Source organism: Enterobacter sp. IF2SW-B1 (assembly GCF_001743375.1).
Taxonomy (GTDB): domain Bacteria; phylum Pseudomonadota; class Gammaproteobacteria; order Enterobacterales; family Enterobacteriaceae; genus Enterobacter; species Enterobacter bugandensis.
The window spans coordinates 44167-68263 of record NZ_MJAA01000003.1; the positions used below are offsets into that span (position 1 = coordinate 44167).

Annotated in this window: 17 protein-coding genes, 1 tRNA gene and 1 pseudogene; 13 read left to right on the plus strand and 6 right to left on the minus strand. The window is 53.0% G+C overall.

Annotation, left to right across the window (positions count from 1 at the left end; all coding sequences use genetic code 11):
• The first annotated feature begins 239 nt into the window (after positions 1 to 239).
• The 5 genes from A6013_RS07865 to narI all read left to right on the plus strand — a co-directional run bounded on the left by A6013_RS07865 (position 240) and on the right by narI (position 8679).
• A complete protein-coding gene (locus A6013_RS07865; protein WP_047364940.1) occupies positions 240 to 1637 on the plus strand; it encodes a NarK family nitrate/nitrite MFS transporter in 1398 nt (465 codons plus the stop codon).
• Positions 1638 to 2019: 382 nt separating this feature from the next.
• Positions 2020 to 5763, plus strand: a complete 3744-nt coding sequence (locus A6013_RS07870; RefSeq protein ID WP_069732829.1) for a nitrate reductase subunit alpha — start codon at positions 2020 to 2022, stop codon at positions 5761 to 5763.
• On the plus strand, positions 5760 to 7295 hold the full coding sequence (gene narH / locus A6013_RS07875) for a nitrate reductase subunit beta (RefSeq protein ID WP_069732830.1): 1536 nt from the start codon (positions 5760 to 5762) through the stop codon (positions 7293 to 7295). The genes A6013_RS07870 and narH overlap by 4 nt, the downstream gene beginning before the upstream one ends.
• Positions 7292 to 8002, plus strand: coding sequence for a nitrate reductase molybdenum cofactor assembly chaperone (gene narJ, locus A6013_RS07880; protein WP_028013443.1), 711 nt, complete (start codon positions 7292 to 7294; stop codon positions 8000 to 8002). The genes narH and narJ overlap by 4 nt, the downstream gene beginning before the upstream one ends.
• Complete coding sequence (gene narI / locus A6013_RS07885) at positions 8002 to 8679, plus strand: respiratory nitrate reductase subunit gamma (protein ID WP_021240339.1); 678 nt, start codon at positions 8002 to 8004, stop codon at positions 8677 to 8679. Before narJ ends, narI begins: the two co-directional genes overlap by 1 nt.
• Here narI and A6013_RS07890 read toward each other — a convergent pair.
• Positions 8676 to 9571: pseudogene (locus A6013_RS07890) on the minus strand (DMT family transporter). The gene narI and the pseudogene A6013_RS07890 overlap by 4 nt on opposite strands.
• Positions 9572 to 9678: 107 nt before the next feature.
• Between A6013_RS07890 and A6013_RS07895 the strand changes: the two are divergent.
• Positions 9679 to 10122 carry an Lrp/AsnC family transcriptional regulator gene (locus A6013_RS07895; protein WP_041909598.1) on the plus strand — a complete coding sequence of 148 codons (444 nt, stop codon included), beginning with the start codon at positions 9679 to 9681 and terminating at the stop codon, positions 10120 to 10122.
• 100 nt (positions 10123 to 10222) lie between these two features.
• Here A6013_RS07895 and A6013_RS07900 read toward each other — a convergent pair.
• From A6013_RS07900 to A6013_RS07910, 3 genes are all read right to left on the minus strand, one after another.
• Positions 10223 to 10307 (minus strand) — tRNA-Tyr (locus tag A6013_RS07900).
• Positions 10308 to 10465: 158 nt separating this feature from the next.
• A complete protein-coding gene (purU, locus tag A6013_RS07905) occupies positions 10466 to 11308 on the minus strand; it encodes a formyltetrahydrofolate deformylase (protein WP_028013439.1) in 843 nt (280 codons plus the stop codon).
• 46 nt (positions 11309 to 11354) lie between these two features.
• Entirely contained in the window at positions 11355 to 11813 is a 459-nt protein-coding gene (locus tag A6013_RS07910; RefSeq protein WP_041909602.1) for a YchJ family protein, read from the minus strand.
• A gap of 114 nt (positions 11814 to 11927) precedes the next feature.
• On the opposite strand from A6013_RS07910, the gene rssA reads away from it, so the two are divergent.
• From rssA to galU, 3 genes are all read left to right on the plus strand, one after another.
• The gene (gene rssA / locus A6013_RS07915; RefSeq protein ID WP_069732832.1) at positions 11928 to 12830 is read left to right on the plus strand and encodes a patatin-like phospholipase RssA; all 903 of its coding nucleotides are present in this window, start codon (positions 11928 to 11930) and stop codon (positions 12828 to 12830) included.
• Positions 12831 to 12921: 91 nt separating this feature from the next.
• On the plus strand, positions 12922 to 13935 hold the full coding sequence (gene rssB / locus A6013_RS07920) for a two-component system response regulator RssB (protein ID WP_028013436.1): 1014 nt from the start codon (positions 12922 to 12924) through the stop codon (positions 13933 to 13935).
• Between the two features lie 200 nt (positions 13936 to 14135).
• On the plus strand, positions 14136 to 15044 hold the full coding sequence (gene galU / locus A6013_RS07925; RefSeq protein WP_028013435.1) for a UTP--glucose-1-phosphate uridylyltransferase GalU: 909 nt from the start codon (positions 14136 to 14138) through the stop codon (positions 15042 to 15044).
• A gap of 199 nt (positions 15045 to 15243) precedes the next feature.
• Here the strand turns inward: galU and hns are convergent, their stop codons facing one another.
• Positions 15244 to 15657, minus strand: coding sequence for a histone-like nucleoid-structuring protein H-NS (gene hns, locus A6013_RS07930; protein WP_028013434.1), 414 nt, complete (start codon positions 15655 to 15657; stop codon positions 15244 to 15246).
• 548 nt (positions 15658 to 16205) lie between these two features.
• Between hns and tdk the strand changes: the two genes are divergently transcribed.
• Entirely contained in the window at positions 16206 to 16820 is a 615-nt protein-coding gene (tdk, locus tag A6013_RS07935; protein WP_028013433.1) for a thymidine kinase, read from the plus strand.
• A gap of 65 nt (positions 16821 to 16885) precedes the next feature.
• Here tdk and adhE read toward each other — a convergent pair whose 3' ends face one another.
• Complete coding sequence (gene adhE, locus A6013_RS07940) at positions 16886 to 19564, minus strand: bifunctional acetaldehyde-CoA/alcohol dehydrogenase (RefSeq protein ID WP_028013432.1); 2679 nt, start codon at positions 19562 to 19564, stop codon at positions 16886 to 16888.
• A gap of 478 nt (positions 19565 to 20042) precedes the next feature.
• On the opposite strand from adhE, the gene A6013_RS07945 reads away from it, so the two are divergent.
• The 3 genes from A6013_RS07945 to oppB all read left to right on the plus strand — a co-directional run bounded on the left by A6013_RS07945 (position 20043) and on the right by oppB (position 24097).
• Entirely contained in the window at positions 20043 to 20690 is a 648-nt protein-coding gene (locus A6013_RS07945; RefSeq protein ID WP_047368710.1) for a YchE family NAAT transporter, read from the plus strand.
• A gap of 771 nt (positions 20691 to 21461) precedes the next feature.
• A complete protein-coding gene (oppA, locus tag A6013_RS07950; RefSeq protein ID WP_028013430.1) occupies positions 21462 to 23093 on the plus strand; it encodes an oligopeptide ABC transporter substrate-binding protein OppA in 1632 nt (543 codons plus the stop codon).
• 83 nt (positions 23094 to 23176) lie between these two features.
• On the plus strand, positions 23177 to 24097 hold the full coding sequence (oppB, locus tag A6013_RS07955) for an oligopeptide ABC transporter permease OppB (RefSeq protein ID WP_028013429.1): 921 nt from the start codon (positions 23177 to 23179) through the stop codon (positions 24095 to 24097).

Genomic DNA, 24097 nt, shown 5'->3' on the forward strand with positions numbered 1-24097 from the left:
CCCATACCAATAAAGGATTACCCCTAAATTGCCAACGGAGTATAGGTGAAGAAGCGGTGGTAGCAAGGAACCTTCAGTGCAGTGAAAAACCACGTCTTTTTTACCGAATTATCCTACTCACTAAGGATAACCCCTTTTTTTGCGCCGCAAATCCCCGCACTTTTCCTTTGATTTATATCAACTTACCGCCGCCCTAAAACCCTAATGTTTGCAGCATCATTCGAGAATCAGAGGTGTCTATGAGTCACTCATCCGCTCCCGAAAGGGAAAATGGTGCCGTTATTACAGACTGGCGTCCAGAGGATCCGGCGTTCTGGCAACAGCGCGGCCATCGTGTAGCAAGCCGGAATCTGTGGATTTCCGTTCCGTGTCTGCTTTTAGCGTTTTGCGTATGGATGTTGTTTAGCGCGGTCGCGGTAAACCTGCCGAAAGTAGGGTTTACGTTCACGACCGATCAGCTGTTTATGCTTACCGCATTGCCGTCGCTGTCTGGCGCGCTGCTGCGTGTCCCTTACGCGTTTATGGTCCCGGTATTCGGTGGACGTCGCTGGACGGCGTTCAGTACGGGCATCATGATCGTCCCTTGCGTGTGGCTAGGTTTCGCGGTGCAGGATACCTCCACGCCGTTCAGCGTGTTCGTGATTATCTCCCTGCTGTGCGGTTTCGCCGGCGCTAACTTCGCCTCCAGCATGGCGAACATCAGCTTCTTCTTCCCGAAAGCGAAGCAGGGCGGCGCGCTGGGTATTAACGGCGGTCTGGGCAACATGGGCGTAAGCGTGATGCAGTTGATTGCGCCGCTGGCGATCTCTGTTTCTATTTTTGCCGCCTTCGGTGGCGGCGGCGTTGAGCAGGCGGATGGTTCTTCCCTCTACCTGCAGAACGCGGCCTGGATTTGGGTTCCGTTCCTGGTGGTGTTCACCCTCGCTGCGTGGTTCTTTATGAACGATCTGAGCGCGTCGAAAGCATCCCTGAGCGAGCAGCTTCCGGTGCTGAAGCGTGGACACCTGTGGGTGATGGCGCTGCTGTATCTGGCTACCTTCGGTTCGTTTATCGGCTTCTCAGCGGGCTTTGCCATGCTGTCGAAAACCCAGTTCCCGGACGTGCAGATCCTGCAATTCGCCTTCTTCGGTCCGTTCATTGGCGCACTGGCGCGTTCGCTGGGGGGCATGATCTCCGACCGTCTGGGCGGGACTCGCGTTACGCTGGTGAACTTTATTGTGATGGCAGTCTTCTGCGCGCTGCTGTTCCTGACGCTGCCTTCTGACGGGCAGGGCGGTAACTTCTTTGCCTTCTTCGGCGTGTTTATGGTGCTGTTCCTGACGGCCGGGTTGGGGAGTGCGTCTACCTTCCAGATGATCTCCGTGATCTTCCGCAAGCTGACGATGGATCGCGTGAAAGCGCAGGGCGGAAGCGAAGAGCAGGCCATGCGTGAAGCGGCGACGGATACGGCTGCGGCCCTGGGCTTTATCTCGGCTATTGGCGCAATTGGCGGCTTCTTTATTCCGAAAGCGTTCGGCATCTCGCTTGACCTGACCGGCTCTCCGGCTGGCGCCATGAAAGTCTTCCTCGTCTTCTATATCGCCTGCGTCGTGATTACGTGGCTGGTATATGGCCGTAATACCAAGAAAAATAAGTAAGTGTGATTATCCGTTAACGCGGCCTTCGTGCCGCGTTTTTTTTCGACTGAATAATAGTTACAACATACTGAAAGCTTTTGCAGCAGTCATCTGCGGGTAACACTGTGATCGCCATCGCTTTGCAGGGATGTCTACCCCTTAATACCTGAGATGTTAAATTTTGCCGGGGTTATTGTACGATGAATAATAAATATCTTTATAAATCATTTATTTATTTGTTTTAAAAATATACCGCTTTGGTGGTATTTGGTCTAACCCCTCCTTTTACAGTCCCTCTTCGTCTTGATCGTTATCAATTCTCCCCCTCTTTCAGGGCGTTACCTTCGCTGCAAATCAGCAATGTCGATTTAGAGAGCCACAGGCTCCATACAGGAGATACCCGATGAGCAAATTTTTGGACCGGTTTCGCTACTTCAAACAGAAGGGTGAAACTTTTGCCGATGGGCACGGCCAGGTTCTGGATACCAACCGGGACTGGGAAGACGGTTACCGCCAGCGCTGGCAGCATGACAAAGTCGTCCGTTCTACCCACGGCGTAAACTGCACTGGCTCATGTAGCTGGAAGATTTTCGTTAAAAACGGTCTGGTGACCTGGGAAATGCAGCAGACCGACTATCCGCGCACCCGTCCGGATATGCCGAACCATGAACCGCGCGGCTGCCCGCGCGGGGCCAGCTACTCCTGGTATCTCTATAGCGCCAACCGTCTGAAATACCCGCTGATGCGCAAACGCCTGATGAAAATGTGGCGTGAAGCGAAAGTGCAGCACAGCGACCCGGTTGATGCGTGGGCCTCTATCATTGAAGATGCCGACAAAGCGAAAAGCTTCAAGCAGGCGCGCGGTCGCGGTGGTTTCGTTCGTTCTTCCTGGAAAGAGGTGAACGAGCTGATTGCCGCCTCCAACGTCTATACCGTAAAAACCTACGGTCCTGACCGCGTGGCGGGCTTCTCGCCAATCCCGGCGATGTCGATGGTCTCTTACGCTTCCGGCGCGCGCTACCTGTCGCTTATCGGCGGGACCTGCCTGAGCTTCTACGACTGGTACTGTGACCTGCCGCCAGCGTCACCGCAGACCTGGGGTGAGCAGACCGACGTACCGGAATCCGCCGACTGGTACAACTCCAGCTACATTATCGCCTGGGGCTCTAATGTTCCGCAGACCCGTACCCCGGACGCGCACTTCTTTACCGAAGTCCGCTACAAAGGGACCAAAACCGTTGCGGTCACCCCGGACTACGCGGAAATCGCCAAGCTGTGCGACCTGTGGCTGGCACCGAAACAGGGTACCGATGCCGCGATGGCGATGGCGATGGGCCACGTCATGCTGCGCGAATTCCACCTCGACAAACCAAGCCAGTACTTTACCGACTACGTTCGCCGCTACACCGACATGCCGATGCTGGTGATGCTGGAAGAGCGTGAGGGCTACTATGCCGCGGGCCGCACGCTGCGCGCCGCCGATCTGGTGGATGCGCTGGGCCAGGAAAACAACCCTGAGTGGAAAACCGTTGCCTATAACAGCAACGGCGAGCTGGTGGCGCCAAACGGCTCTATCGGCTTCCGCTGGGGCGAGAAGGGCAAGTGGAACCTTGAGCAGCGTAACGGCACCACCGGTGAAGAGACGGAGCTGCGCCTCAGCATGTTGGGCAGCCAGGACGAGATCGCCGAGGTTGGCTTCCCATACTTTGGTGGTGAAGGTTCCGAGCACTTCAACAAGGTCGAACTAAAAAACGTGCTGATGCACAAGCTGCCGGTTAAACGCCTGCAGCTGGCCGACGGTTCTACCGCGCTGGTCACCACCGTCTATGACCTGACCATGGCGAACTACGGCCTGGAGCGCGGTCTGAACGACGAAAACTGCGCAACCAGCTATGACGACGTTAAGGCCTACACCCCGGCCTGGGCGGAGCAGATCACCGGCGTACCGCGCGCGCAGATCGTTCGTATCGCCCGCGAGTTTGCGGAAAACGCCGACAAGACCCACGGTCGCTCGATGATCATCGTGGGTGCCGGTCTGAACCACTGGTATCACCTCGATATGAACTATCGCGGTCTGATCAACATGCTGATCTTCTGCGGCTGCGTCGGTCAGAGCGGCGGCGGCTGGGCGCACTACGTGGGCCAGGAAAAACTGCGTCCGCAGACCGGCTGGCAGCCGCTGGCGTTTGCCCTTGACTGGCAGCGTCCGGCACGTCACATGAACAGCACCTCCTACTTCTATAACCACTCCAGCCAGTGGCGCTACGAGACGGTTACTGCGCAGGAACTGCTGTCGCCGATGGCGGATAAATCCCGCTACAGCGGCCACCTGATTGATTTCAACGTGCGCGCTGAACGCATGGGCTGGCTGCCGTCTGCGCCGCAGCTGGGCACTAACCCGCTGCGCATTGCACAAGAGGCGAAGCAAGCGGGCATGTCGCCGGTGGATTACACCGTGAAATCGCTCAAGGAAGGCTCCATCCGCTTCGCGGCAGAACAGCCTGAGAACGGCAAAAACCATCCGCGCAACCTGTTCATCTGGCGCTCCAACCTGCTGGGCTCGTCCGGTAAAGGCCACGAGTACATGCTGAAATACCTGCTGGGCACCGAGAACGGTATTCAGGGTAAAGACCTCGGCAAGCAGGGCGGCGTGAAGCCAGAAGAAGTGGAGTGGAAAGACAACGGTCTGGACGGCAAGCTGGATCTGGTGGTGACGCTGGACTTCCGTCTGTCCAGCACCTGCCTGTACTCCGATATCGTGCTGCCAACCGCCACCTGGTACGAAAAAGACGACATGAATACCTCGGACATGCATCCGTTTATTCATCCGCTGTCTGCCGCCGTTGACCCGGCGTGGGAATCGAAAAGCGACTGGGATATCTACAAAGACATCGCGAAGAAATTCTCCGAAGTCTGCGTAGGTCACCTGGGCAAAGAGACCGACGTGGTGACGCTGCCAATCCAGCACGACTCCGCTGCCGAACTGGCGCAGCCGCTTGACGTGAAGGACTGGAAAAAAGGCGAATGCGACCTGATCCCGGGCGTGACCGCGCCTCACATCATTCCGGTTGAACGTGATTACCCGGCAACCTACGAGCGCTTTACCTCCATCGGCCCGCTGATGGAGAAAATCGGTAACGGCGGCAAAGGCATCGCCTGGAACACCCAGAGCGAAATGGACCTGCTGCGCAAGCTCAATTACACCAAAGCAGACGGCCCGGCCAAAGGCCAGCCAATGCTCAACACGGCAATTGATGCGGCGGAGATGATCCTGACCCTGGCACCGGAAACCAACGGCCACGTGGCGGTGAAAGCGTGGGCGGCCCTGAGTGAATTTACCGGTCGCGACCACACGCATCTGGCGAAGAATAAAGAGGAAGAGAAAATCCGCTTCCGCGATATCCAGGCCCAGCCGCGCAAGATTATCTCCAGCCCGACCTGGTCTGGTCTGGAAGATGAGCATGTGTCCTATAACGCTGGTTATACCAACGTTCACGAGCTGATCCCATGGCGCACGCTTTCCGGCCGTCAGTCTCTGTATCAAGACCACCAGTGGATGCGCGACTTCGGTGAAAGCCTGCTGGTGTACCGTCCGCCAATCGACACCCGCTCCGTGAAAGCGGTGATGGGCGCGAAATCGAACGGTAACCCTGAGAAGGCGCTGAACTTCCTGACGCCGCACCAGAAGTGGGGTATCCACTCCACCTACAGCGACAACCTGCTGATGCTGACCCTGTCGCGCGGGGGGCCGATTGTCTGGATGAGCGAAGCGGACGCCAAAGACTTGGGTATCGAAGATAACGACTGGATCGAAGTGTTCAACAGCAACGGCGCCCTGACGGCGCGTGCGGTGGTGAGCCAGCGCGTACCGGCCGGGATGACCATGATGTACCACGCGCAGGAACGTATCGTGAACCTGCCGGGTTCAGAGATCACCGAGCAGCGCGGCGGTATTCACAACTCCGTGACCCGTATTACGCCGAAGCCGACCCACATGATCGGTGGCTATGCGCAGCTGGCCTACGGCTTTAACTACTACGGCACCGTAGGATCGAACCGCGATGAGTTCGTGGTGGTACGTAAGATGAAGAATATTAACTGGTTAGACGCCGAAGGTAATGACCAGGTACAGGAGAGCGTAAAATGAAAATTCGTTCACAAGTCGGCATGGTGCTGAATCTGGATAAGTGCATCGGCTGCCACACCTGTTCAGTGACCTGTAAAAACGTCTGGACCAGCCGCGAAGGTATGGAGTACGCCTGGTTCAACAACGTGGAAAGCAAGCCGGGCACCGGCTTCCCGACCGACTGGGAAAACCAGGAGAAGTGGAAGGGCGGCTGGATCCGCAAAATCAACGGCAAGCTGCAGCCGCGCATGGGTAACCGTGCGATGCTGCTGGGGAAAATCTTCGCTAACCCGCATCTGCCGGGCATTGAGGATTATTACGAGCCGTTTGATTACGACTACCAGAACCTGCACAACGCGCCGGAAAGCAAACACCAGCCGATCGCCCGCCCTCGCTCGCTGATCACTGGTCAGCGCATGGACAAAATTACCAGCGGTCCAAACTGGGAAGAAATTCTGGGCGGCGAGTTCGAAAAGCGCGCCAAAGACCAGAACTTCGAGAACATGCAGAAGGCGATGTACGGCCAGTTCGAAAACACCTTCATGATGTATCTGCCGCGCCTGTGCGAACACTGCCTGAACCCGGCGTGCGTCGCGACCTGCCCGAGCGGTGCCATCTACAAGCGTGAAGAAGACGGCATCGTACTGATCGACCAGGACAAGTGCCGCGGCTGGCGCATGTGCATCACCGGCTGCCCGTACAAAAAAATCTACTTCAACTGGAAGAGCGGTAAGTCTGAGAAGTGCATCTTCTGCTATCCGCGTATCGAAGCCGGTATGCCGACCGTCTGCTCCGAGAGCTGCGTAGGTCGTATTCGTTACCTCGGCGTGCTGCTGTACGACGCGGACGCGATTGAGAATGCCGCAAGCACCGAGAATGAGAAAGATCTCTATCAGCGTCAACTGGACGTCTTCCTCGATCCGAACGATCCGAAGGTGATTGAGCAGGCCCTGAAGGACGGTATTCCACAGAGCGTGATTGACGCCGCACAGCAGTCGCCGGTGTACAAAATGGCGATGGACTGGAAGCTGGCTCTGCCGCTGCACCCGGAATACCGCACCCTGCCGATGGTCTGGTACGTGCCGCCGCTGTCTCCGATTCAGTCTGCGGCGGACGCGGGCGAGCTGGGCAGCAACGGTATTCTGCCGGACGTGGAAAGCCTGCGTATCCCGGTTCAGTACCTGGCCAACCTGCTGACCGCCGGAGATACCCAGCCGGTGCTGCTGGCGCTGAAGCGTATGCTGGCAATGCGTCACTTCAAACGTGCGGAAACCGTTGACGGCGTGAACGATACCCGCGCGCTGGAAGAGGTCGGCCTGACCGAAGCGCAGGCGCAGGAGATGTACCGCTATCTGGCGATTGCTAACTACGAAGATCGTTTCGTGGTGCCGAGCAGCCACCGCGAGCTGGCGCGCGAGGCCTTCCCGGAGAAAAGCGCGTGTGGCTTCACCTTTGGCGACGGTTGCCACGGGTCAGACAGTAAATTCAACCTGTTCAACAGCCGCCGCATCGACGCCATGGATGTGACCAGTAAAACGGAGCCGCACCAATGATTGAACTCGTCATTGTTTCGCGTCTGCTTGAGTACCCGGATGCTGCGCTTGCGCAGCATCAACAGGAACTCTTTGATGCACTCGCGTCATCTGAAAACCTGGATAAAGAGGATGCCCAGCGGCTTGGCGTTTTCCTCCGCGATCTGCTGGCACGCGATCTGCTCGACGCGCAGGCGGACTACAGCCAGCTGTTTGACCGCGGGCGCGCGACGTCGCTGCTGCTGTTTGAACACGTTCACGGGGAATCCCGCGACCGCGGTCAGGCGATGGTGGACCTGATGGCCCAGTACGAGCAGCACGGCCTGCAGCTCGACAGCCGCGAGCTGCCGGATCATCTGCCGCTGTACCTGGAGTATCTGGCGCAGCTGCCGAAAGAAGAGGCGCTGGGCGGTCTGCAGGATATCGCCCCGATTCTTGCGCTGCTCGGCGCGCGTCTACAGCAGCGCGAGAGCCGCTATGCCGTACTGTTCGATCTGCTGGTGAAGCTGGCGAACGCCTCTGTAGACAGTGAAAAAGTGGCGGAGAAAATCGCGGATGAAGCCCGCGACGATACCCCGCAAGCGCTGGATGCCGTCTGGGAAGAAGAACAGGTGAAATTCTTTGCTGACCAGAACTGCGGCGAGTCTGAAATCTCCGCTCACCAGCGTCGTTTTGCCGGCGCGGTTGCCCCGCAATATTTGAATATCTCTAACGGAGGACGGCACTAATGCACTTCCTGAATATGTTCTTCTTTGACATTTACCCGTATATCGCGGGCACCGTATTCCTGGTAGGAAGCTGGCTGCGCTATGACTACGGCCAGTACACCTGGCGTGCTGCCTCCAGCCAGATGCTGGATCGCAAAGGGATGCACGTCGCGTCTAACCTGTTCCACATCGGTATTTTGGGGATTTTCGCCGGTCACTTCCTTGGGATGCTGACGCCGCACTGGATGTACGAAGCGTGGCTGCCGATTGAAGTGAAGCAGAAGATGGCGATGATCGCCGGTGGTGCCTGCGGTGTGATGACCCTGGTGGGTGGCCTGCTGCTGCTGAAACGTCGTCTGTTCAGCCCGCGCGTGCGTGCAACCACCACTGCAGCGGATATCCTGATCCTCTCCCTGCTGATGGTACAGTGCGCGCTGGGTCTGCTGACTATTCCATTCTCTGCGCAGCATATGGACGGCAGTGAAATGATGAAGCTGGTGGGGTGGGCGCAGTCCGTCGTGACCTTCCACGGCGGAGCGTCTGAGCACCTGGACGGCGTGGCGTTTATCTTCCGCGTTCACCTTGTGCTGGGGATGACGCTGTTTGTGCTGTTCCCGTTCTCCCGTCTGGTGCACATCTGGAGCGCGCCGGTGGAGTACCTGACGCGCAAATACCAGATTGTGCGTGCCCGTCGCTAATTCAGCGTCTTGATACCAACCCCGCATTCGCGGGGTTTTTTTCGCCCCAGCCCAGGTTGTTGCCCGCTGCAGCAAACAGGATCAACGCGCCGCCCGCCAGCTGCGTCAGGTTCAGCGAGTGTCCGAACACCAGGTTATCGACAACGATCGCCACTACCGGATAGATAAACGACAGGGAGCCGGTAATGGGGGTAGGTAGCTTCTGAATCGCGCTGTAGAGCAGCTGGTACATAATGCCGGTATGGACGATGCCGAGCGTCAGCAGGATCGGCCAGGGAAAATCACCGGAAAATGACGGCCGGCTGGCAAACGGCAGAAGCATCACGACGCCCGTCAGCACCTGAATAAAGGCAATATGCTGCGGTGCGATAGTTTTCAGTTTGCGCGCAATGATTGCCGTCAGCGCGTAGAAGAAGGCCGCGGCCATTGCCAGACCAATACCCGCCAGCCATTCAGTGTCGTGGGTGCCGGTCAGCTCGCTGGAGAGCAGTATCACCACGCCGCCGAAGGCGAGGAACAGCCAGCCCCATTTCACCACGCTGACGCGCTCGCCTAAAAACATCCCCATCAGGACCAGCATAAACGGCTGAGTGTTATAGACCACGGTCGAAAGACCAATAGAGATCCGCTCATAGGCTGCGAAGAGCAGTAGCCAGTTCACCACTAATGCCACACCGCCGAGAATCGCCAGCAGCAGCGTGGTGCGGGTGAGGGGGCTAAAGGGCTTTTGACTTACCCGGATAAAAATGAAAAGCGCTATTGCCCCAATAAGGCAGCGCCAGAACACCACTTCCGTCACCGGCAGACCGCTGAGCAAAACAAACGCGCCGATAGAGCCGGAAATTAACATCGCCAGACTCATCTGCCAGACGCCTTTATGTAAATCACGCATTATTCACCTCCTGATTAATAACGCTATTGTCGGAAATCGCTGTTGGGTTTTACAGGGATGAGATAAGGTTGAAGGTGTTAATTGCATTTTTAAATTAGGTGAAATGAGTGGAATACCTTATTGATGATATCGATCGGCAAATTTTAGCCTGCCTGGTTGAGGATGCGCGCATGTCGTTGAAGGTGCTGAGCGGCCGCATTGGCCTGACCTCACCCAGCACGGCAGAGCGTCTGAAGCGGCTGGAGGAGCGCGGTGTGATTCAGGGGTATGGCGCACGTGTGAATCTCGCGGCGCTGGGGTATACGCTGCAGGCGCTGGTACGCGTGCGGCCTTTGCCGGGGCTGTTGCATAAGGTGGATAAGTACATTCAGGCGATGCCGGAGTGTATTGAGAGCGACAAGGTGACCGGGGAAGACTGCTTTGTGATTAGGCTGGTGGTGCGATCGATAGAACAACTGGATGCGCTGCTGGACGGGCTGGCGGAGCATGCACAATGTAATACGTCGATTGTGAAAAGTTCGCCGGTGAAGCGTCGTTTGCCGCCAATGTAGTCGTCTGTCGCCGGGTGGCGGATGCGCCTTACCAGGCCTACAGAGGCGGATTCGGTTGAGTGTTTGGTTTTAATATGACTTGGGATTTTGCTGGAAGTGATGGTGGTGGGGGAAGGATTCGAACCTTCGAAGTCGATGACGGCAGATTTACAGTCTGCTCCCTTTGGCCGCTCGGGAACCCCACCACGGGGTAATGCGTTTTTACTGGCCTGCTTCCTGCTGGAAGCGGGGCGCATCATATCAAATGAGACGCCCCTGTAAAGCATTCCTTTAGGGAAAAGAAGCTGTTTGCCTGCTTTTTATCCGTAAAGGCGCAAAGCTAATCAATTCATTTTCCGAAAGATTAAAGAATGATGGTTCTGTTACCGTAGACAAAGACACGCTGCGCCAGCACCTGATACAGGGCACGACTCAACACGTTCTTCTCAACGTCACGTCCGGCGCGCATCATATCTTCTGCGGTGTAGGTGTGATCCACGTGAATCACGTCCTGCATGATGATGGGACCTTCGTCCAGATTGTCATTCACGTAGTGCGCGGTTGCGCCGATGATCTTCACGCCGCGCTCGTACGCCTGGTGATAAGGCCGCGCGCCAATAAAGGCCGGCAGGAACGAGTGGTGAATGTTGATAATCTTGTTCGGGAAGCGGGCGACGAAGGAAGGCGTCAGCACGCGCATATATTTCGCCAGCACCACGTAGTCCGGGTTATGCGCTTCAATGGCAGCAGCCATCAGGTTGTCGTGCTCTTCACGGGTATGGCCTTCATGGCTTACCAGCTCAAACGGAATATCAAAACGTTCAACCAGCGTGCGCAGGGTTTCGTGGTTGCCGATAACAGCGGCAATTTCTACGTCCAGGCCGCCGTAGTTGGCCTTCATCAACAGATCGCCCAGGCAGTGAGCTTCTTTCGTCACCAGAATCACAATGCGACGACGGCCCGCAGGATTCAGCTCACGCACGGAACCGTCCGGCAGCGCGCTGTCCAGATCGGCCAGCAGGGTGGTGTCGTTGAAAATGCCTTCCAGTTCGGTACGCATGAAGAAGCGACCGGTACGGTGGTCAACGAACTCGTTGTTCTGCACGATATTCAGTTCATGCTTGTAGCAAATATTGGTGATTCGTGCGATCAGCCCTTTTTGATCGGGACAGATAGTGCGCAGAACTTTACGTTGTAATGATTGCATCGCCGGGAAATCCTGTTTGTATTTGCGAAGTCTGGGTTGTCAGGCGTTACTGCCCGCAACACTTTTTGAATTTTTTTCCTGAACCACAAGGGCAGGTATCGTTACGACCAAACTGTGGGCGCGTACCGTCAATATAATACCACTGCCCGCTTTCCTTTAAGAACCGGGAACGCTCGATAATGGCGCCAGGCCTGGCGTTCTCGGTAAAACGGGCAACAAAGCTGACAAAGCCTTCGTCGTGGTGGCTACCGGGTGACGATTCAAACACGGTAAGCCCAAGCCAGTGGGTGTTGGCGAACCCGGCTTCGATCTCCTGTCGGAAATCGGCGGCGTGGCAGGACGGGTGCCAGGTTTTTATCAGGTAGTCTGCGTCTTTGATCACAAAAGCAGTATACCGTGAACGCATGAGGTGTGACGGATCCGGTGCAACCTGATTGCCAGAAAGATATCGCTGGCAACATAGGCTATACTCCAGAGCGCTACCACAGGGGCAGAGTTGAGACACGATTCTCTTCCTGGAACAAAAAATAAGGGCGTAAAACGCCTCGGGTAGCACTATGTTAACTGAGCAGTTGCGTTGACGCTATGTCAGGAATCCAGGGGAAGTAAAACAGGGCTAATGAGAAAGGTTAAAATTGGACTGGCGCTGGGATCAGGTGCAGCCCGGGGATGGTCTCATATCGGCGTGATTAATGCCTTAAACAAGATGGGCGTTGACGTCGATATCGTAGCAGGATGTTCAATCGGATCGCTTGTCGGCTCCGCCTACGCGTGCGGCAAGCTTCCAGATCTCGAAACCTGGGTGCGCTCCTTCAGCTATTGGGACGTGCTGCGTCTGATGGATCTCTCCTGGCAGCGCGGTGGGCTGTTGCGCGGTGAACGCGTCTTTAACCAGTTCCGCCGGGTGATGCCTCTCGAAGACTTTACTGACTGCCGGATGCCTTTCGGTGCCGTCGCAACCAATCTCAGCACAGGCCGTGAACTCTGGCTGACCGAAGGGGATATTCACCTTGCGGTGCGTGCTTCATGCAGTATTCCTGGGCTTATGGCGCCCGTGCCCCATAACGGTTACTGGCTTGTCGATGGTGGTGTCGTGAACCCGGTTCCCATCTCTCTGACGCGCGCCATGGGGGCGGACATCGTCATCGCCGTTGATTTGCAGCACGACGCTCATCTGATGCAGCAAGACCTTATGCCGATCAATCTGCAGAGCGAAGATGCCGACGTCGAAAAGCTTGCCTGGCATGAACGCCTGCGCGGAAGAATTGGTCGCCTGGCCGCACGACGCTCGGTTGCCGCACCGACGGCCATGGAGATCATGACCACCTCAATTCAGGTTCTTGAGAATCGCCTTAAACGTAACCGTATGGCTGGCGATCCTCCGGATATTCTTATTCAGCCTTACTGTCCGCAAATCTCTACCCTTGATTTCCATCGGGCTGAGGCCGCCATCGCAGCGGGCTCGCTAGCCGTCGAAAAGAAAATAGACGAGTTGCTGCCGTTTGTGCGAACAGCACGTTAAGCACCTTTTTTTGACTACTTCAGCAAAATCTGACAGGCGATAGTGCCGATAGCATGCCACTATTTAGTAACTGTCAGCCAGGGGAGGAACCATGACGCAGCCATTGGCCGGAAAACACATTTTGATTGTTGAAGACGAGCCCGTTTTCCGATCGCTACTGGATTCGTGGTTATCCTCGCTGGGAGCAAACACTTTACTGGCTGAAGATGGTGTCGACGCGCTGGAAAAAATGACCGGTATTACGCCCGATCTGATGATTTGCGACATCGCGATGCCGCGAATGAATGGGCTGAAACTGGTTGAACATCTGCGCAACGAGGGTGACCAGATGCCCATTCTGGTGATCTCCGCGACAGAAAATATGGCGGATATTGCCAAAGCATTACGTCTTGGCGTTCAGGATATTCTGCTAAAACCCGTCAAAGATCTGAACCGGTTACGTGAGACGGTATTAGCGTGCCTTTATCCAAATATGTTTAATTCCCGCGTTGAGGAAGAGGAACGCCTTTTTCAGGACTGGGACGCGCTGGTGAGTAATCCGCCAGCGGCGGCGAAATTGTTGCAAGAACTTCAGCCTCCCGTTCAGCAAACTATTTCCCACTGCCGCGTAAACTATCGCCAGCTGGTGGCGGCCGATCAGCCTGGGCTGGTGCTGGATATTGCACCTCTGTCTGATTCCGACCTCGCATTTTATTCTCTGGACGTAACCCGTGCAGGGGATAATGGCGTATTAGCTGCATTGTTACTTCGCGCACTCTTTAATGGATTATTGCAGGAACAGTTATCACATCAGGGACAACGGCTCCCAGAGTTAGGCAGTTTACTCAAACAGGTAAACCAGCTTTTTCGTCAGGCCAATTTACCCGGACAGTTCCCGCTGCTGGTTGGTTATTACCATAGCGGTTTAAAGAATCTTATCCTCGTTTCTGCAGGTCTCAACGCGTCACTGAATACCGGGGAACACCATATTCAGGTGAGTAACGGGGTGCCGCTTGGAACACTGGGAACGGCGTATCTAAATCAAATTAGCCATCGCTGTTCTTCCTGGCAGTGCCAAATTTGGGGTGCCGGGGGAAGGCTTCGCTTAATGTTGTCCACGGAATAAGCAATTGGATCTTAATTTTAAGATTGCTTTACCTGTGTTTTCTCGGGAGTGCTACTATCGCTGCCCAGATTCATGCGTATTTGTCCTAATTCATCGGCAACGCGTTCTTTTCAGACCCGGACTGCGGGGCGAGGCTGATATACTCAACGCGTTATTTATTGCATAAAAGTTCAAAACTTGAACAGCTCAGGAGAATTTGAATGGCTGCCCTAAATTCGAAAGTCAGAAAGGCCGTCATCCCGGTAGCGGGATTGGGGACCAGGATGTTACCAGCAACTAAGGCGATTCCTAAAGAGATGCTGCCTCTGGTTGATAAGCCATTAATCCAGTATGTCGTTAATGAGTGTATCGCGGCCGGCATTACTGAAATTGTGCTGGTTACGCATTCATCTAAAAACTCTATCGAAAACCACTTCGATACAAGTTTTGAACTCGAAGCCATGCTGGAAAAACGCGTTAAGCGTCAACTGTTAGAAGAAGTTCAGTCTATTTGCCCTCCGCACGTCACCATTATGCAGGTTCGTCAGGGGCTGGCTAAAGGCCTGGGCCACGCGGTTATGTGTGCACACCCGGTTGTGGGTGATGAGCCCGTCGCGGTTATTCTGCCTGACGTGATTCTGGATGAATACGAATCCGATCTTTCCCAGGACAACCTGGCTGAGATGATCCACCGCTTTGACGAAACGGGCTGCAGCCAGATTATGGTTGAGCCAGTTGAAGACGTGACCGCTTACGGTGTGGTTGACTGCAAGGGCGTGAACCTTGAGCCAGGCGAAAGCGTGCCAATGGTTGGTGTCGTAGAGAAGCCTAAAGCCGACGTAGCGCCGTCTAATCTTGCAGTGGTGGGTCGCTATGTCCTGAGTGCTGAAATCTGGCCACTGCTGGCGAAAACGCCTCCAGGAGCAGGGGATGAAATCCAGCTGACGGATGCCATTGATATGCTGATCGAGAAAGAGACCGTTGAGGCTTACCACATGAAAGGTAAGAGCCATGACTGCGGTAATAAGCTCGGTTATATGCAGGCGTTCGTTGAATACGGCATTCGCCATAATACGCTGGGTGAAGAATTTAAAGGCTGGCTCAAAGAGAGTATGGGTATTAAGAAATAATCCAGGCGTAAATCTATGAAACCGGTGTGGCGCTGCCCACCGGTTTTTTTATGCCCATAAAACGCCATGATCAGCCTGTTTGTAAGCGAAACTAAATAGCCGAATAACGCTTTATGACGGAGTGTAAGAGGATGTTAGTGATAAATTGCGGGCAAAAAAAAATCCCACCAGAGGCGGGATTTTTCTGAATTCGGCTTGATTAATCCTTGATCAGGAAGTCATCCAGCTGTTTACCTTGCTCATCCATAGCTTTCTTGATTACAGCAGGAGTACGGCCCTGGCCGGTCCAGGTTTTAGTTTCGCCGTTCTCATCAACATAGCTATATTTAGCAGGACGGGCAGCGCGTTTTGCTTTGGTACCGGTTTTTGCAGCAGCAATGCTGTTCAGCAATTCATTAGGATCGATACCATCAGCAATCAGCATTTCACGATATTGCTGCAGTTTACGCGTACGCTCTTCGATTTCAGCTGCAGCAGCGCTTTCTTCTTCGCGACGTTCATTAACTACAACTTCTAATTTTTCCAGCATTTCTTCGAGCGTTTCAAGGGTACATTCTCTTGCCTGCGCACGAAGAGTACGGATGTTGTTCAGAATTTTAAGTGCTTCGCTCATTGTAGTAATCTCAAACTTATAATGGGGGGTGGTTTGTTGACCTAATAATAGAGCCATAAATTCAGATGTGCAATAGCCAGGAATGTAAGGAATTCAAAAAATACTAAATAAAGCCGCTATTATTAATTACGCTAACTTAAATTTCCTCTTTGGCAGTCTCGCTTGTTATCACGATAACCTGCTTAACCCCGCCACTTGCATCTTTTTTTTGTGACATTTGCCGCAGGAATTATAGTTTCGGCGGATAAATATCAGCCTTTTGTATTAGTTCCAGGCGACGGTGTTAAGGCAGGAATAGTTAATAAATAGTGAATTTTAATGAACGCAGATCCCACTATAAAAAGAAGTGTTATGTTTGGTTAACCATATAACCAATTCACCAGCATGACCGTCATTACTCTCTGTTTTAGCGGATTATTTTTGCGAAAAGACGGCGTTTTACACCTTTCAGCACGGCATCGTTTGTGCGGCGTGTCGCTGATGACCAGACAAAATATGGTACAATGAATCATCGGGAATATTACACATTGATTAGGGTTTTACGGCCAATGGCACAACTTTATTTCTACTATTCGGCAATGAATGCCGGGAAATCCACCGCACTGCTGCAATCCTCATACAATTACCAGGAACGAGGAATGCGTACCGTTGTTTATACCGCTGAAATCGACGATCGCTTCGGTGCAGGGAAGGTGAGTTCCAGAATAGGCCTCTCTTCGCCAGCCAGGCTGTTTAACCCGCAAACTGACCTGCTGGAGGATATCCGCGCTGCGCATGCGTCAGAGCCCATTCACTGCGTGCTGGTTGATGAGAGCCAGTTCCTGACGCGTGAACAGGTGCACGCGCTCTCTGAAGTGGTTGATGAGCTCGATATCCCCGTTCTGTGCTACGGGCTGCGTACGGACTTCCGCGGGGAGCTGTTTGCCGGAAGCCAGTATTTGCTTGCCTGGTCAGATAAGCTGGTTGAACTGAAAACTATTTGTTTCTGCGGACGCAAGGCCAGCATGGTGCTTCGTCTCGACCAGGCTGGAAAACCTTATGCGGACGGTGAGCAGGTGGTGATTGGTGGCAATGAACGCTATGTGTCGGTCTGTCGTAAGCATTATAAGGAAGCGTTGTCCGTAGGCTCGCTGACGGCGATCCAGCACGACAACAGAAAATAATATCCGCCGTTATTCAGACATAAAAAAACCCGCCATACAGGCGGGTTTTTTCCTCAGGCTGTCAGTTAAGCGCTTTTCTTCGCTTTCTTGTCAGCTTTAATGACCGGAGCTTCTGTTTTCACAGCAGCAACGTCACCTTCTTTGAACTCACGACCGTAGTAGGTATCCAGCAGAATCTGTTTCAGCTCGGAGATCAGTGGGTAGCGCGGGTTAGCACCAGTACACTGGTCATCGAAGGCATCTTCAGACAGCTTGTCTACGTGAGCGAGGAAGTCAGCTTCCTGAACGCCTGCTTCACGGATAGATTTAGGAATACCCAGTTCAGCTTTCAGACTTTCCAGCCATGCCAGCAGTTTCTCAATCTTCGCAGCAGTACGGTCGCCCGGTGCGCTCAGACCAAGGTGGTCAGCGATTTCAGCATAACGACGGCGCGCTTGCGGACGGTCATACTGGCTGAACGCAGTCTGCTTGGTTGGGTTGTCGTTGGCGTTATAGCGGATAACGTTGCTGATCAACAAGGCGTTTGCCAGACCGTGAGGAATGTGGAACTGTGAACCCAGCTTGTGCGCCATAGAGTGGCAAACACCCAGGAAGGCGTTCGCAAACGCGATACCGGCGATGGTTGCTGCACTGTGGACACGTTCACGTGCTACAGGGTTTTTAGAACCTTCGTTGTAGGACGCTGGCAGGTTTTCTTTCAGCAGTTTCAGAGCCTGCAGAGCCTGACCGTCAGAGAACTCAGACGCCAGTACAGAAACGTAGGCTTCCAGCGCGTGAGTCACGGCATCCAGACCACCGAACGCACACAGAGACTTCGGCATTTCCATGACCAGGTTGGCATCAACGATAGCCATATCTGGCGTCAGCGCGTAGTCAGCCAGCGGGTATTTCTGACCTGTTGCGTCATCTGTTACTACCGCGAATGGCGTCACTTCTGAGCCGGTACCGGAAGTAGTGGTGACGGCGATCATTTTCGCTTTCACGCCCATTTTCGGGAACTTGTAGATACGTTTACGGATGTCCATAAAGCGCAGCGCCAGCTCTTCGAAGTGGGTTTCCGGATGTTCGTACATAACCCACATGATTTTCGCGGCGTCCATTGGGGAACCACCACCCAGTGCGATAATCACATCTGGTTTGAAGGAGTTCGCCAGTTCAGCACCTTTGCGTACAACGCTCAGGGTTGGGTCAGCTTCAACTTCGAAGAACACTTCAGTTTCGACGCCAGCCGCTTTCAGCACAGAGGTGATCTGGTCAGCGTAGCCGTTGTTGAACAGGAAACGGTCAGTCACGATGAGCGCACGTTTGTGGCCATCAGTAATCACTTCATCCAGCGCGATTGGCAGAGAGCCACGGCGGAAGTAGATAGATTTCGGAAGTTTGTGCCACAACATGTTTTCAGCTCGCTTAGCAACGGTTTTCTTGTTGATCAGGTGTTTTGGACCAACGTTTTCAGAGATGGAGTTACCACCCCAGGAACCACAACCCAGAGTCAGGGAAGGTGCGAGTTTGAAGTTATACAGGTCACCGATACCACCCTGAGAAGCAGGGGTGTTAATCAGGATACGGGCAGTTTTCATCATCTGACCGAAGTGGGCAACACGCTCTGGCTGGTTATCCTGGTCGGTGTATAGACATGAGGTATGACCGATACCGCCCATGGCAACCAGCTTCTCGGCTTTTTCTACCGCGTCTTCGAAATCTTTCGCACGGTACATAGCAAGCGTAGGAGACAGTTTTTCGTGAGCAAACGGCTCGCTTTCGTCAACAACTTTAACTTCACCGATCAGGATCTTGGTGGTCGCCGGAACGGTAAAGCCTGCGAGTTCAGCGATTTTATAGGCTGGCTGACCTACGATAGCAGCGTTCAGCGCGCCATTTTTGAGGATGATGTCCTGAACCGCTTTCAGCTCTTTGCCCTGCAGCAGGTAGCCGCCGTGGCTGGCGAAACGCTCGCGTACTGCGTCGTACACGGAATCAACAACAACTACAGACTGTTCAGATGCACAGATAACGCCGTTATCGAAGGTTTTAGACATCAGCACAGACGCAACAGCACGTTTGATGTCAGCGGTTTCATCGATAACAACGGGGGTGTTACCTGCGCCTACACCGATTGCTGGTTTACCGGAGCTGTATGCTGCTTTAACCATACCAGGACCACCGGTCGCCAGAATCAGGTTAATGTCCGGGTGATGCATCAGCGCGTTAGACAGCTCAACAGAAGGTTGGTCGATCCAGCCAATCAGATCTTTTGGTGCGCCCGCAGCAATTGCTGCCTGCAGAACGATGTCTGCTGCTTTATTTGTTGCGTCTTTCGCACGTGGATGTGGAGAGAAGATGATTGCGTTACGGGTCTTCAGGCTGATCAGCGATTTGAAGATAGCCGTTGAAGTAGGGTTAGTCGTTGGAACAATACCGCAAATGATGCCGATAGGTTCGGCGATGGTGATCGTCCCGAAGGTGTCGTCTTCAGACAGAACGCCACAGGTTTTCTCATCTTTATAGGCGTTGTAGATATACTCAGAAGCAAAGTGGTTTTTGATCACTTTATCTTCAACGATACCCATGCCAGATTCGGCAACGGCCATTTTAGCGAGAGGGATTCGAGCATCTGCAGCAGCCAGAGCGGCCGCGCGGAAGATTTTATCAACCTGTTCTTGGGTGAAATTGGCATATTCACGCTGGGCTTTTTTAACGCGCTCGACGAGGGCGTTCAGTTCAGCGATATTAGTAACAGCCATAATGCTCTCCTGATAATGTTTAAACTCTTTTAGTAAACCAGCGCTCGATACGTCAGACAGTATAGACAGTGCCAATACGACTTGCGTTACATAAAGTAAAACAAAGGGTTACTTTATGCTCCAGTACACTAATTTACTAAAAGAGCCTTACCTTAGCATCATCCCTTTTTGTCAGGTGACCTCCCTGGGGGCGTAATCAAGATTACTCACTTCTGAGTACGGAAATCATGATCTGCATCAATTTTCCACCAAGCTGATACCTTTCAGCAGGGTTATTTAATGGATATATTTCCACTGTTAATTAATTAAGTAACTATTGGAAGTGACGCTATCATTGTCTCAACATATGTTTAACATTCTGAAATGCTAACGTTTTGGCACAGATTTCTGGTGAAGTATGCTAATAAAAAGCGTATCTTCAGCGCGATTTTTCCTAACAATGTAACTGTCCCGGGCATGCGCAAAAGCGGAGCAAAACGTGATCCAAACGCTCTTTGATTTTCCAACGTATTTCAAATTTTTTATTGGTCTGTTTGCCCTGGTCAACCCGGTGGGTATCATTCCTGTCTTCATTAGTATGACCAGTTACCAGACGGCGGCGGCCCGGAACAAAACCAATCTTACCGCTAACCTGTCTGTGGCAATCATTTTGCTCACCTCGCTTTTCCTGGGTGATGCCATTCTCCAGCTCTTTGGCATTTCGATTGACTCCTTCCGCATTGCAGGCGGGATCCTGGTGGTGACCATTGCCATGTCCATGATCAGCGGTAAGCTGGGTGAGGATAAGCAGAACAAGCAGGAAAAGTCAGAAACCGCCATCCGCGAAAGTATCGGCGTGGTTCCGTTGGCATTGCCCCTTATGGCCGGGCCGGGTGCCATCAGTTCAACTATTGTCTGGGGCACGCGTTACCATAGCCTCATGCATTTGATTGGTTTTTCTGTCGCGATTGCCGTTTTCGCACTCTGTTGCTGGGGCGTATTCCGCATGGCGCCGTGGCTGGTACGCCTGCTGGGGCAGACCGGCATCAACGTTATTACGCGTATCATGGGGCTGCTGTTAATGGCACTCGGGATCGAATTCATTGTCACGGGTATTAAAAGCATTTTCCCCGGCTTGTTACATTGATATTTCATATGAAAGAACGGCGCTTCGGCGCCGTTTTTTTTGTATCAATATCAGCAAATCATATAAATAAAGTTGAAAAGCTTACCTGTCATAATAAATTCTACTAATAATGTTCATCTCATATATTTCATAGAGTTATGAATTCATCTCAAGCCTGCCTGCACAGAAAATCTTCGAACGCACTGTTATTTTACTCACACGATAGTCTTGGGCTTGCTGCGGGATAACCGAAATGATATTAGTAATTTCAACATTTCGTTAGATGAATGTGCTAAATAATAATCAATTGTTAAATTTTCGTACAAAACTACGCGATGAAAATGCAGCGACGCGCCTGAACGGAATATCTTCCATATTGGTTTGAATTTTAAGTATTTTTTAGGATGATTAAAGTATGGAAGGGCTGGGCAGGACGATACGACCTGGGCCGTAAAAGAGAATTGCTTAACAAATTTGCAAAATGTATTGGCGCGTGTTTACGCCATTTGATACTTTCCGGCCTACTATTTTGCAGCCTAAAACAAGTAGATGAGAATTATTTTCATATAATCCTCTTCTCAGATATCCAGCACAGGTCTCAAACAGGGGAGGCCTGGCAAGAATCGACGCAAGACGGCCATACGAGCGGTCAGTAATAAAAAAGTCGGTGATAGCAAGCAGTAAAAAAAGAACCTGACAGCAGCAAAAAAAACTCCTGCGCTGTACAGGCCCCAACAGGGGATTAGACAGCTGGCGAAAGCCAGTAATTATAATGAGTGGAGTACCAACACAATGTCCATCATCACAAAAAAAAATCTGGTAGCGGCGGGGATTTTAACTGCGCTAATCGCGGGAAACGCTGCAATGGCTGCGGACGTTCCTGCAGGTGTTCAACTGGCGGAAAAACAGACGCTGGTGCGTAACAACGGTGCGGAAGTGCAGTCTCTCGATCCGCATAAAATTGAAGGCGTTCCTGAGTCAAACGTTAACCGCGACCTGTTCGAAGGTCTGCTGGTGACTGACGTAGACGGCCACCCGGCACCGGGTGTGGCAGAAAAGTGGGAAAATAAAGATTTCAAAGTCTGGACCTTCCATCTGCGTAAAGATGCCAAATGGTCCGACGGTACACCGGTTACCGCCGAAGATTTCGTATATAGCTGGCAGCGCCTGGCGAATCCAAATACCGCCTCTCCGTATGCGAGCTATCTGCAGTATGGCCACATCGCCAATATCGATGACATTATCGCCGGTAAAAAGCCGGTCACCGACCTGGGCGTGAAGGCGATCGATGCTAATACCTTTGAAGTGACGTTGAGCGAACCTGTTCCGTACTTCTATAAGCTGCTGGTTCACCCATCCGTCTCGCCGGTACCAAAATCCGCCGTGGAAAAATTTGGTGAAAAATGGACGCAGCCTGCCAATATCGTGACCAATGGTGCCTATAAGCTTAAAGACTGGGTGGTCAACGAACGTATGGTGCTGGAGCGTAACCCGCAGTACTGGGATAACGCGAAGACCGTGATTAATCAGGTCACCTACCTGCCAATCTCTTCCGAAGTGACCGACGTTAACCGCTACCGCAGCGGTGAAATCGACATGACCTATAACAACATGCCGATTGAACTGTTCCAGAAGCTGAAGAAAGAGATCCCGAAAGAAGTTCACGTCGATCCATATCTGTGCACCTATTATTACGAAATCAACAACCAGAAAGCACCGTTCACCGACGTGCGCGTTCGTACCGCGCTGAAGCTGGCACTGGATCGCGATATCATCGTGAACAAAGTGAAAAACCAGGGCGATCTGCCGGCGTACAGCTACACGCCTCCGTATACCGATGGGATGAAACTGGTTGAGCCTGAGTGGTTCAAATGGTCGCAGGAAAAACGTAACGAAGAAGCGAAAAAACTGCTGGCGGAAGCAGGATACACCGCAGACAAGCCGCTGACGTTCAACCTGCTGTATAACACATCAGATCTGCATAAAAAACTGGCGATTGCCGTCGCGTCTATCTGGAAGAAAAACCTGGGCGTGAACGTTAAGCTGGAAAACCAGGAGTGGAAAACCTTCCTCGATACGCGTCATCAGGGGACCTTCGACGTGGCGCGTGCGGGCTGGTGTGCGGACTATAACGAACCGACATCATTCCTGAACACCATGCTCAGCGACAGTTCAAACAACACGGCGCACTATAAGAGCCCGGCGTTTGACAAGATCATCGCTGAAACCCTGAAAGTGTCTGACGATGCGCAGCGCGCAGAGCTGTACGCGAAATCAGAAGAACAGCTCGATAAAGACTCTGCAATTGTACCGGTTTACTACTACGTTAACGCCCGTCTGGTGAAACCGTGGGTAGGGGGTTATACCGGTAAAGACCCGTTGGATAATATTTCCGTTAAGAATCTTTATATTATCAAGCATTAATGGCAATACGTGGGGCGAGCCTGGCTTGCCCCACTGTGTCTACTTTGTAACATTCATCAGGCACACGCCAGAAGGTACGGGCAATGTTGAAATTTATCCTGCGTCGCTGTCTAGAAGCGATACCAACGTTATTTATTCTAATTACGATTTCCTTCTTTATGATGCGTCTCGCGCCGGGAAGTCCATTTACCGGTGAACGTACGTTGCCGCCAGAAGTCATGGCCAACATCGAGGCGAAGTATCACTTAAACGATCCCATCACCACCCAATACTTCAACTATCTGAAGCAGCTGGCGCACGGTGATTTTGGACCGTCATTTAAATATAAAGACTATTCCGTTAACGATCTGGTGGCCTCCAGCTTCCCGGTCTCGGCAAAACTGGGTGCTGCAGCATTCATTCTGGCCGTCGTTCTCGGGGTCACCGCAGGCGTTATCGCCGCGCTCAGACAAAATACCAAATGGGATTATGCCGTAATGGGGGTGGCAATGACCGGGGTAGTCATACCCAGCTTCGTTGTCGCGCCATTGCTGGTGATGATATTTGCCATCACGCTGAAATGGCTGCCCGGGGGCGGCTGGAACGGCGGGGCATTGAAGTTCATGATTTTGCCGATGGTGGCATTATCGCTGGCCTACATCGCCAGTATCGCGCGTATTACCCGTGGTTCAATGATCGAAGTGCTGCACTCAAACTTCATCCGCACCGCGCGCGCGAAAGGGCTGCCGATGCGCCGGATCATCTTCCGCCACGCGCTCAAGCCGGCGCTGCTGCCTGTGCTCTCCTATATGGGACCGGCATTCGTCGGCATCATTACGGGTTCAATGGTTATCGAAACAATTTACGGCCTGCCGGGTATTGGTCAACTGTTCGTAAACGGAGCGCTTAACCGTGACTACTCGCTCGTTCTGAGCCTCACGATCCTCGTGGGCGCACTGACCATTCTCTTTAACGCCGTTGTCGATGTGCTTTATGCCGTTATCGACCCGAAAATTCGTTACTAA

Bases quoted from the DNA above. Each gene is read 5' to 3' on its own strand.
- purU (WP_028013439.1), bottom strand. From the start codon at position 11,308: ATGCAATCATTACAACGTAAAGTTCTGCGCACTATCTGTCCCGATCAA.
- rssB (WP_028013436.1), top strand. From the start codon at position 12,922: ATGACGCAGCCATTGGCCGGAAAACACATTTTGATTGTTGAAGACGAG.
- A6013_RS07865 (WP_047364940.1), top strand. From the start codon at position 240: ATGAGTCACTCATCCGCTCCCGAAAGGGAAAATGGTGCCGTTATTACA.
- oppB (WP_028013429.1), top strand. From the start codon at position 23,177: ATGTTGAAATTTATCCTGCGTCGCTGTCTAGAAGCGATACCAACGTTA.
- hns (WP_028013434.1), bottom strand. From the start codon at position 15,657: ATGAGCGAAGCACTTAAAATTCTGAACAACATCCGTACTCTTCGTGCG.
- narI (WP_021240339.1), top strand. From the start codon at position 8,002: ATGCACTTCCTGAATATGTTCTTCTTTGACATTTACCCGTATATCGCG.
- rssA (WP_069732832.1), top strand. From the start codon at position 11,928: ATGAGAAAGGTTAAAATTGGACTGGCGCTGGGATCAGGTGCAGCCCGG.
- adhE (WP_028013432.1), bottom strand. From the start codon at position 19,564: ATGGCTGTTACTAATATCGCTGAACTGAACGCCCTCGTCGAGCGCGTT.
- oppA (WP_028013430.1), top strand. From the start codon at position 21,462: ATGTCCATCATCACAAAAAAAAATCTGGTAGCGGCGGGGATTTTAACT.
- narH (WP_069732830.1), top strand. From the start codon at position 5,760: ATGAAAATTCGTTCACAAGTCGGCATGGTGCTGAATCTGGATAAGTGC.
- tdk (WP_028013433.1), top strand. From the start codon at position 16,206: ATGGCACAACTTTATTTCTACTATTCGGCAATGAATGCCGGGAAATCC.
- A6013_RS07870 (WP_069732829.1), top strand. From the start codon at position 2,020: ATGAGCAAATTTTTGGACCGGTTTCGCTACTTCAAACAGAAGGGTGAA.
- galU (WP_028013435.1), top strand. From the start codon at position 14,136: ATGGCTGCCCTAAATTCGAAAGTCAGAAAGGCCGTCATCCCGGTAGCG.
- narJ (WP_028013443.1), top strand. From the start codon at position 7,292: ATGATTGAACTCGTCATTGTTTCGCGTCTGCTTGAGTACCCGGATGCT.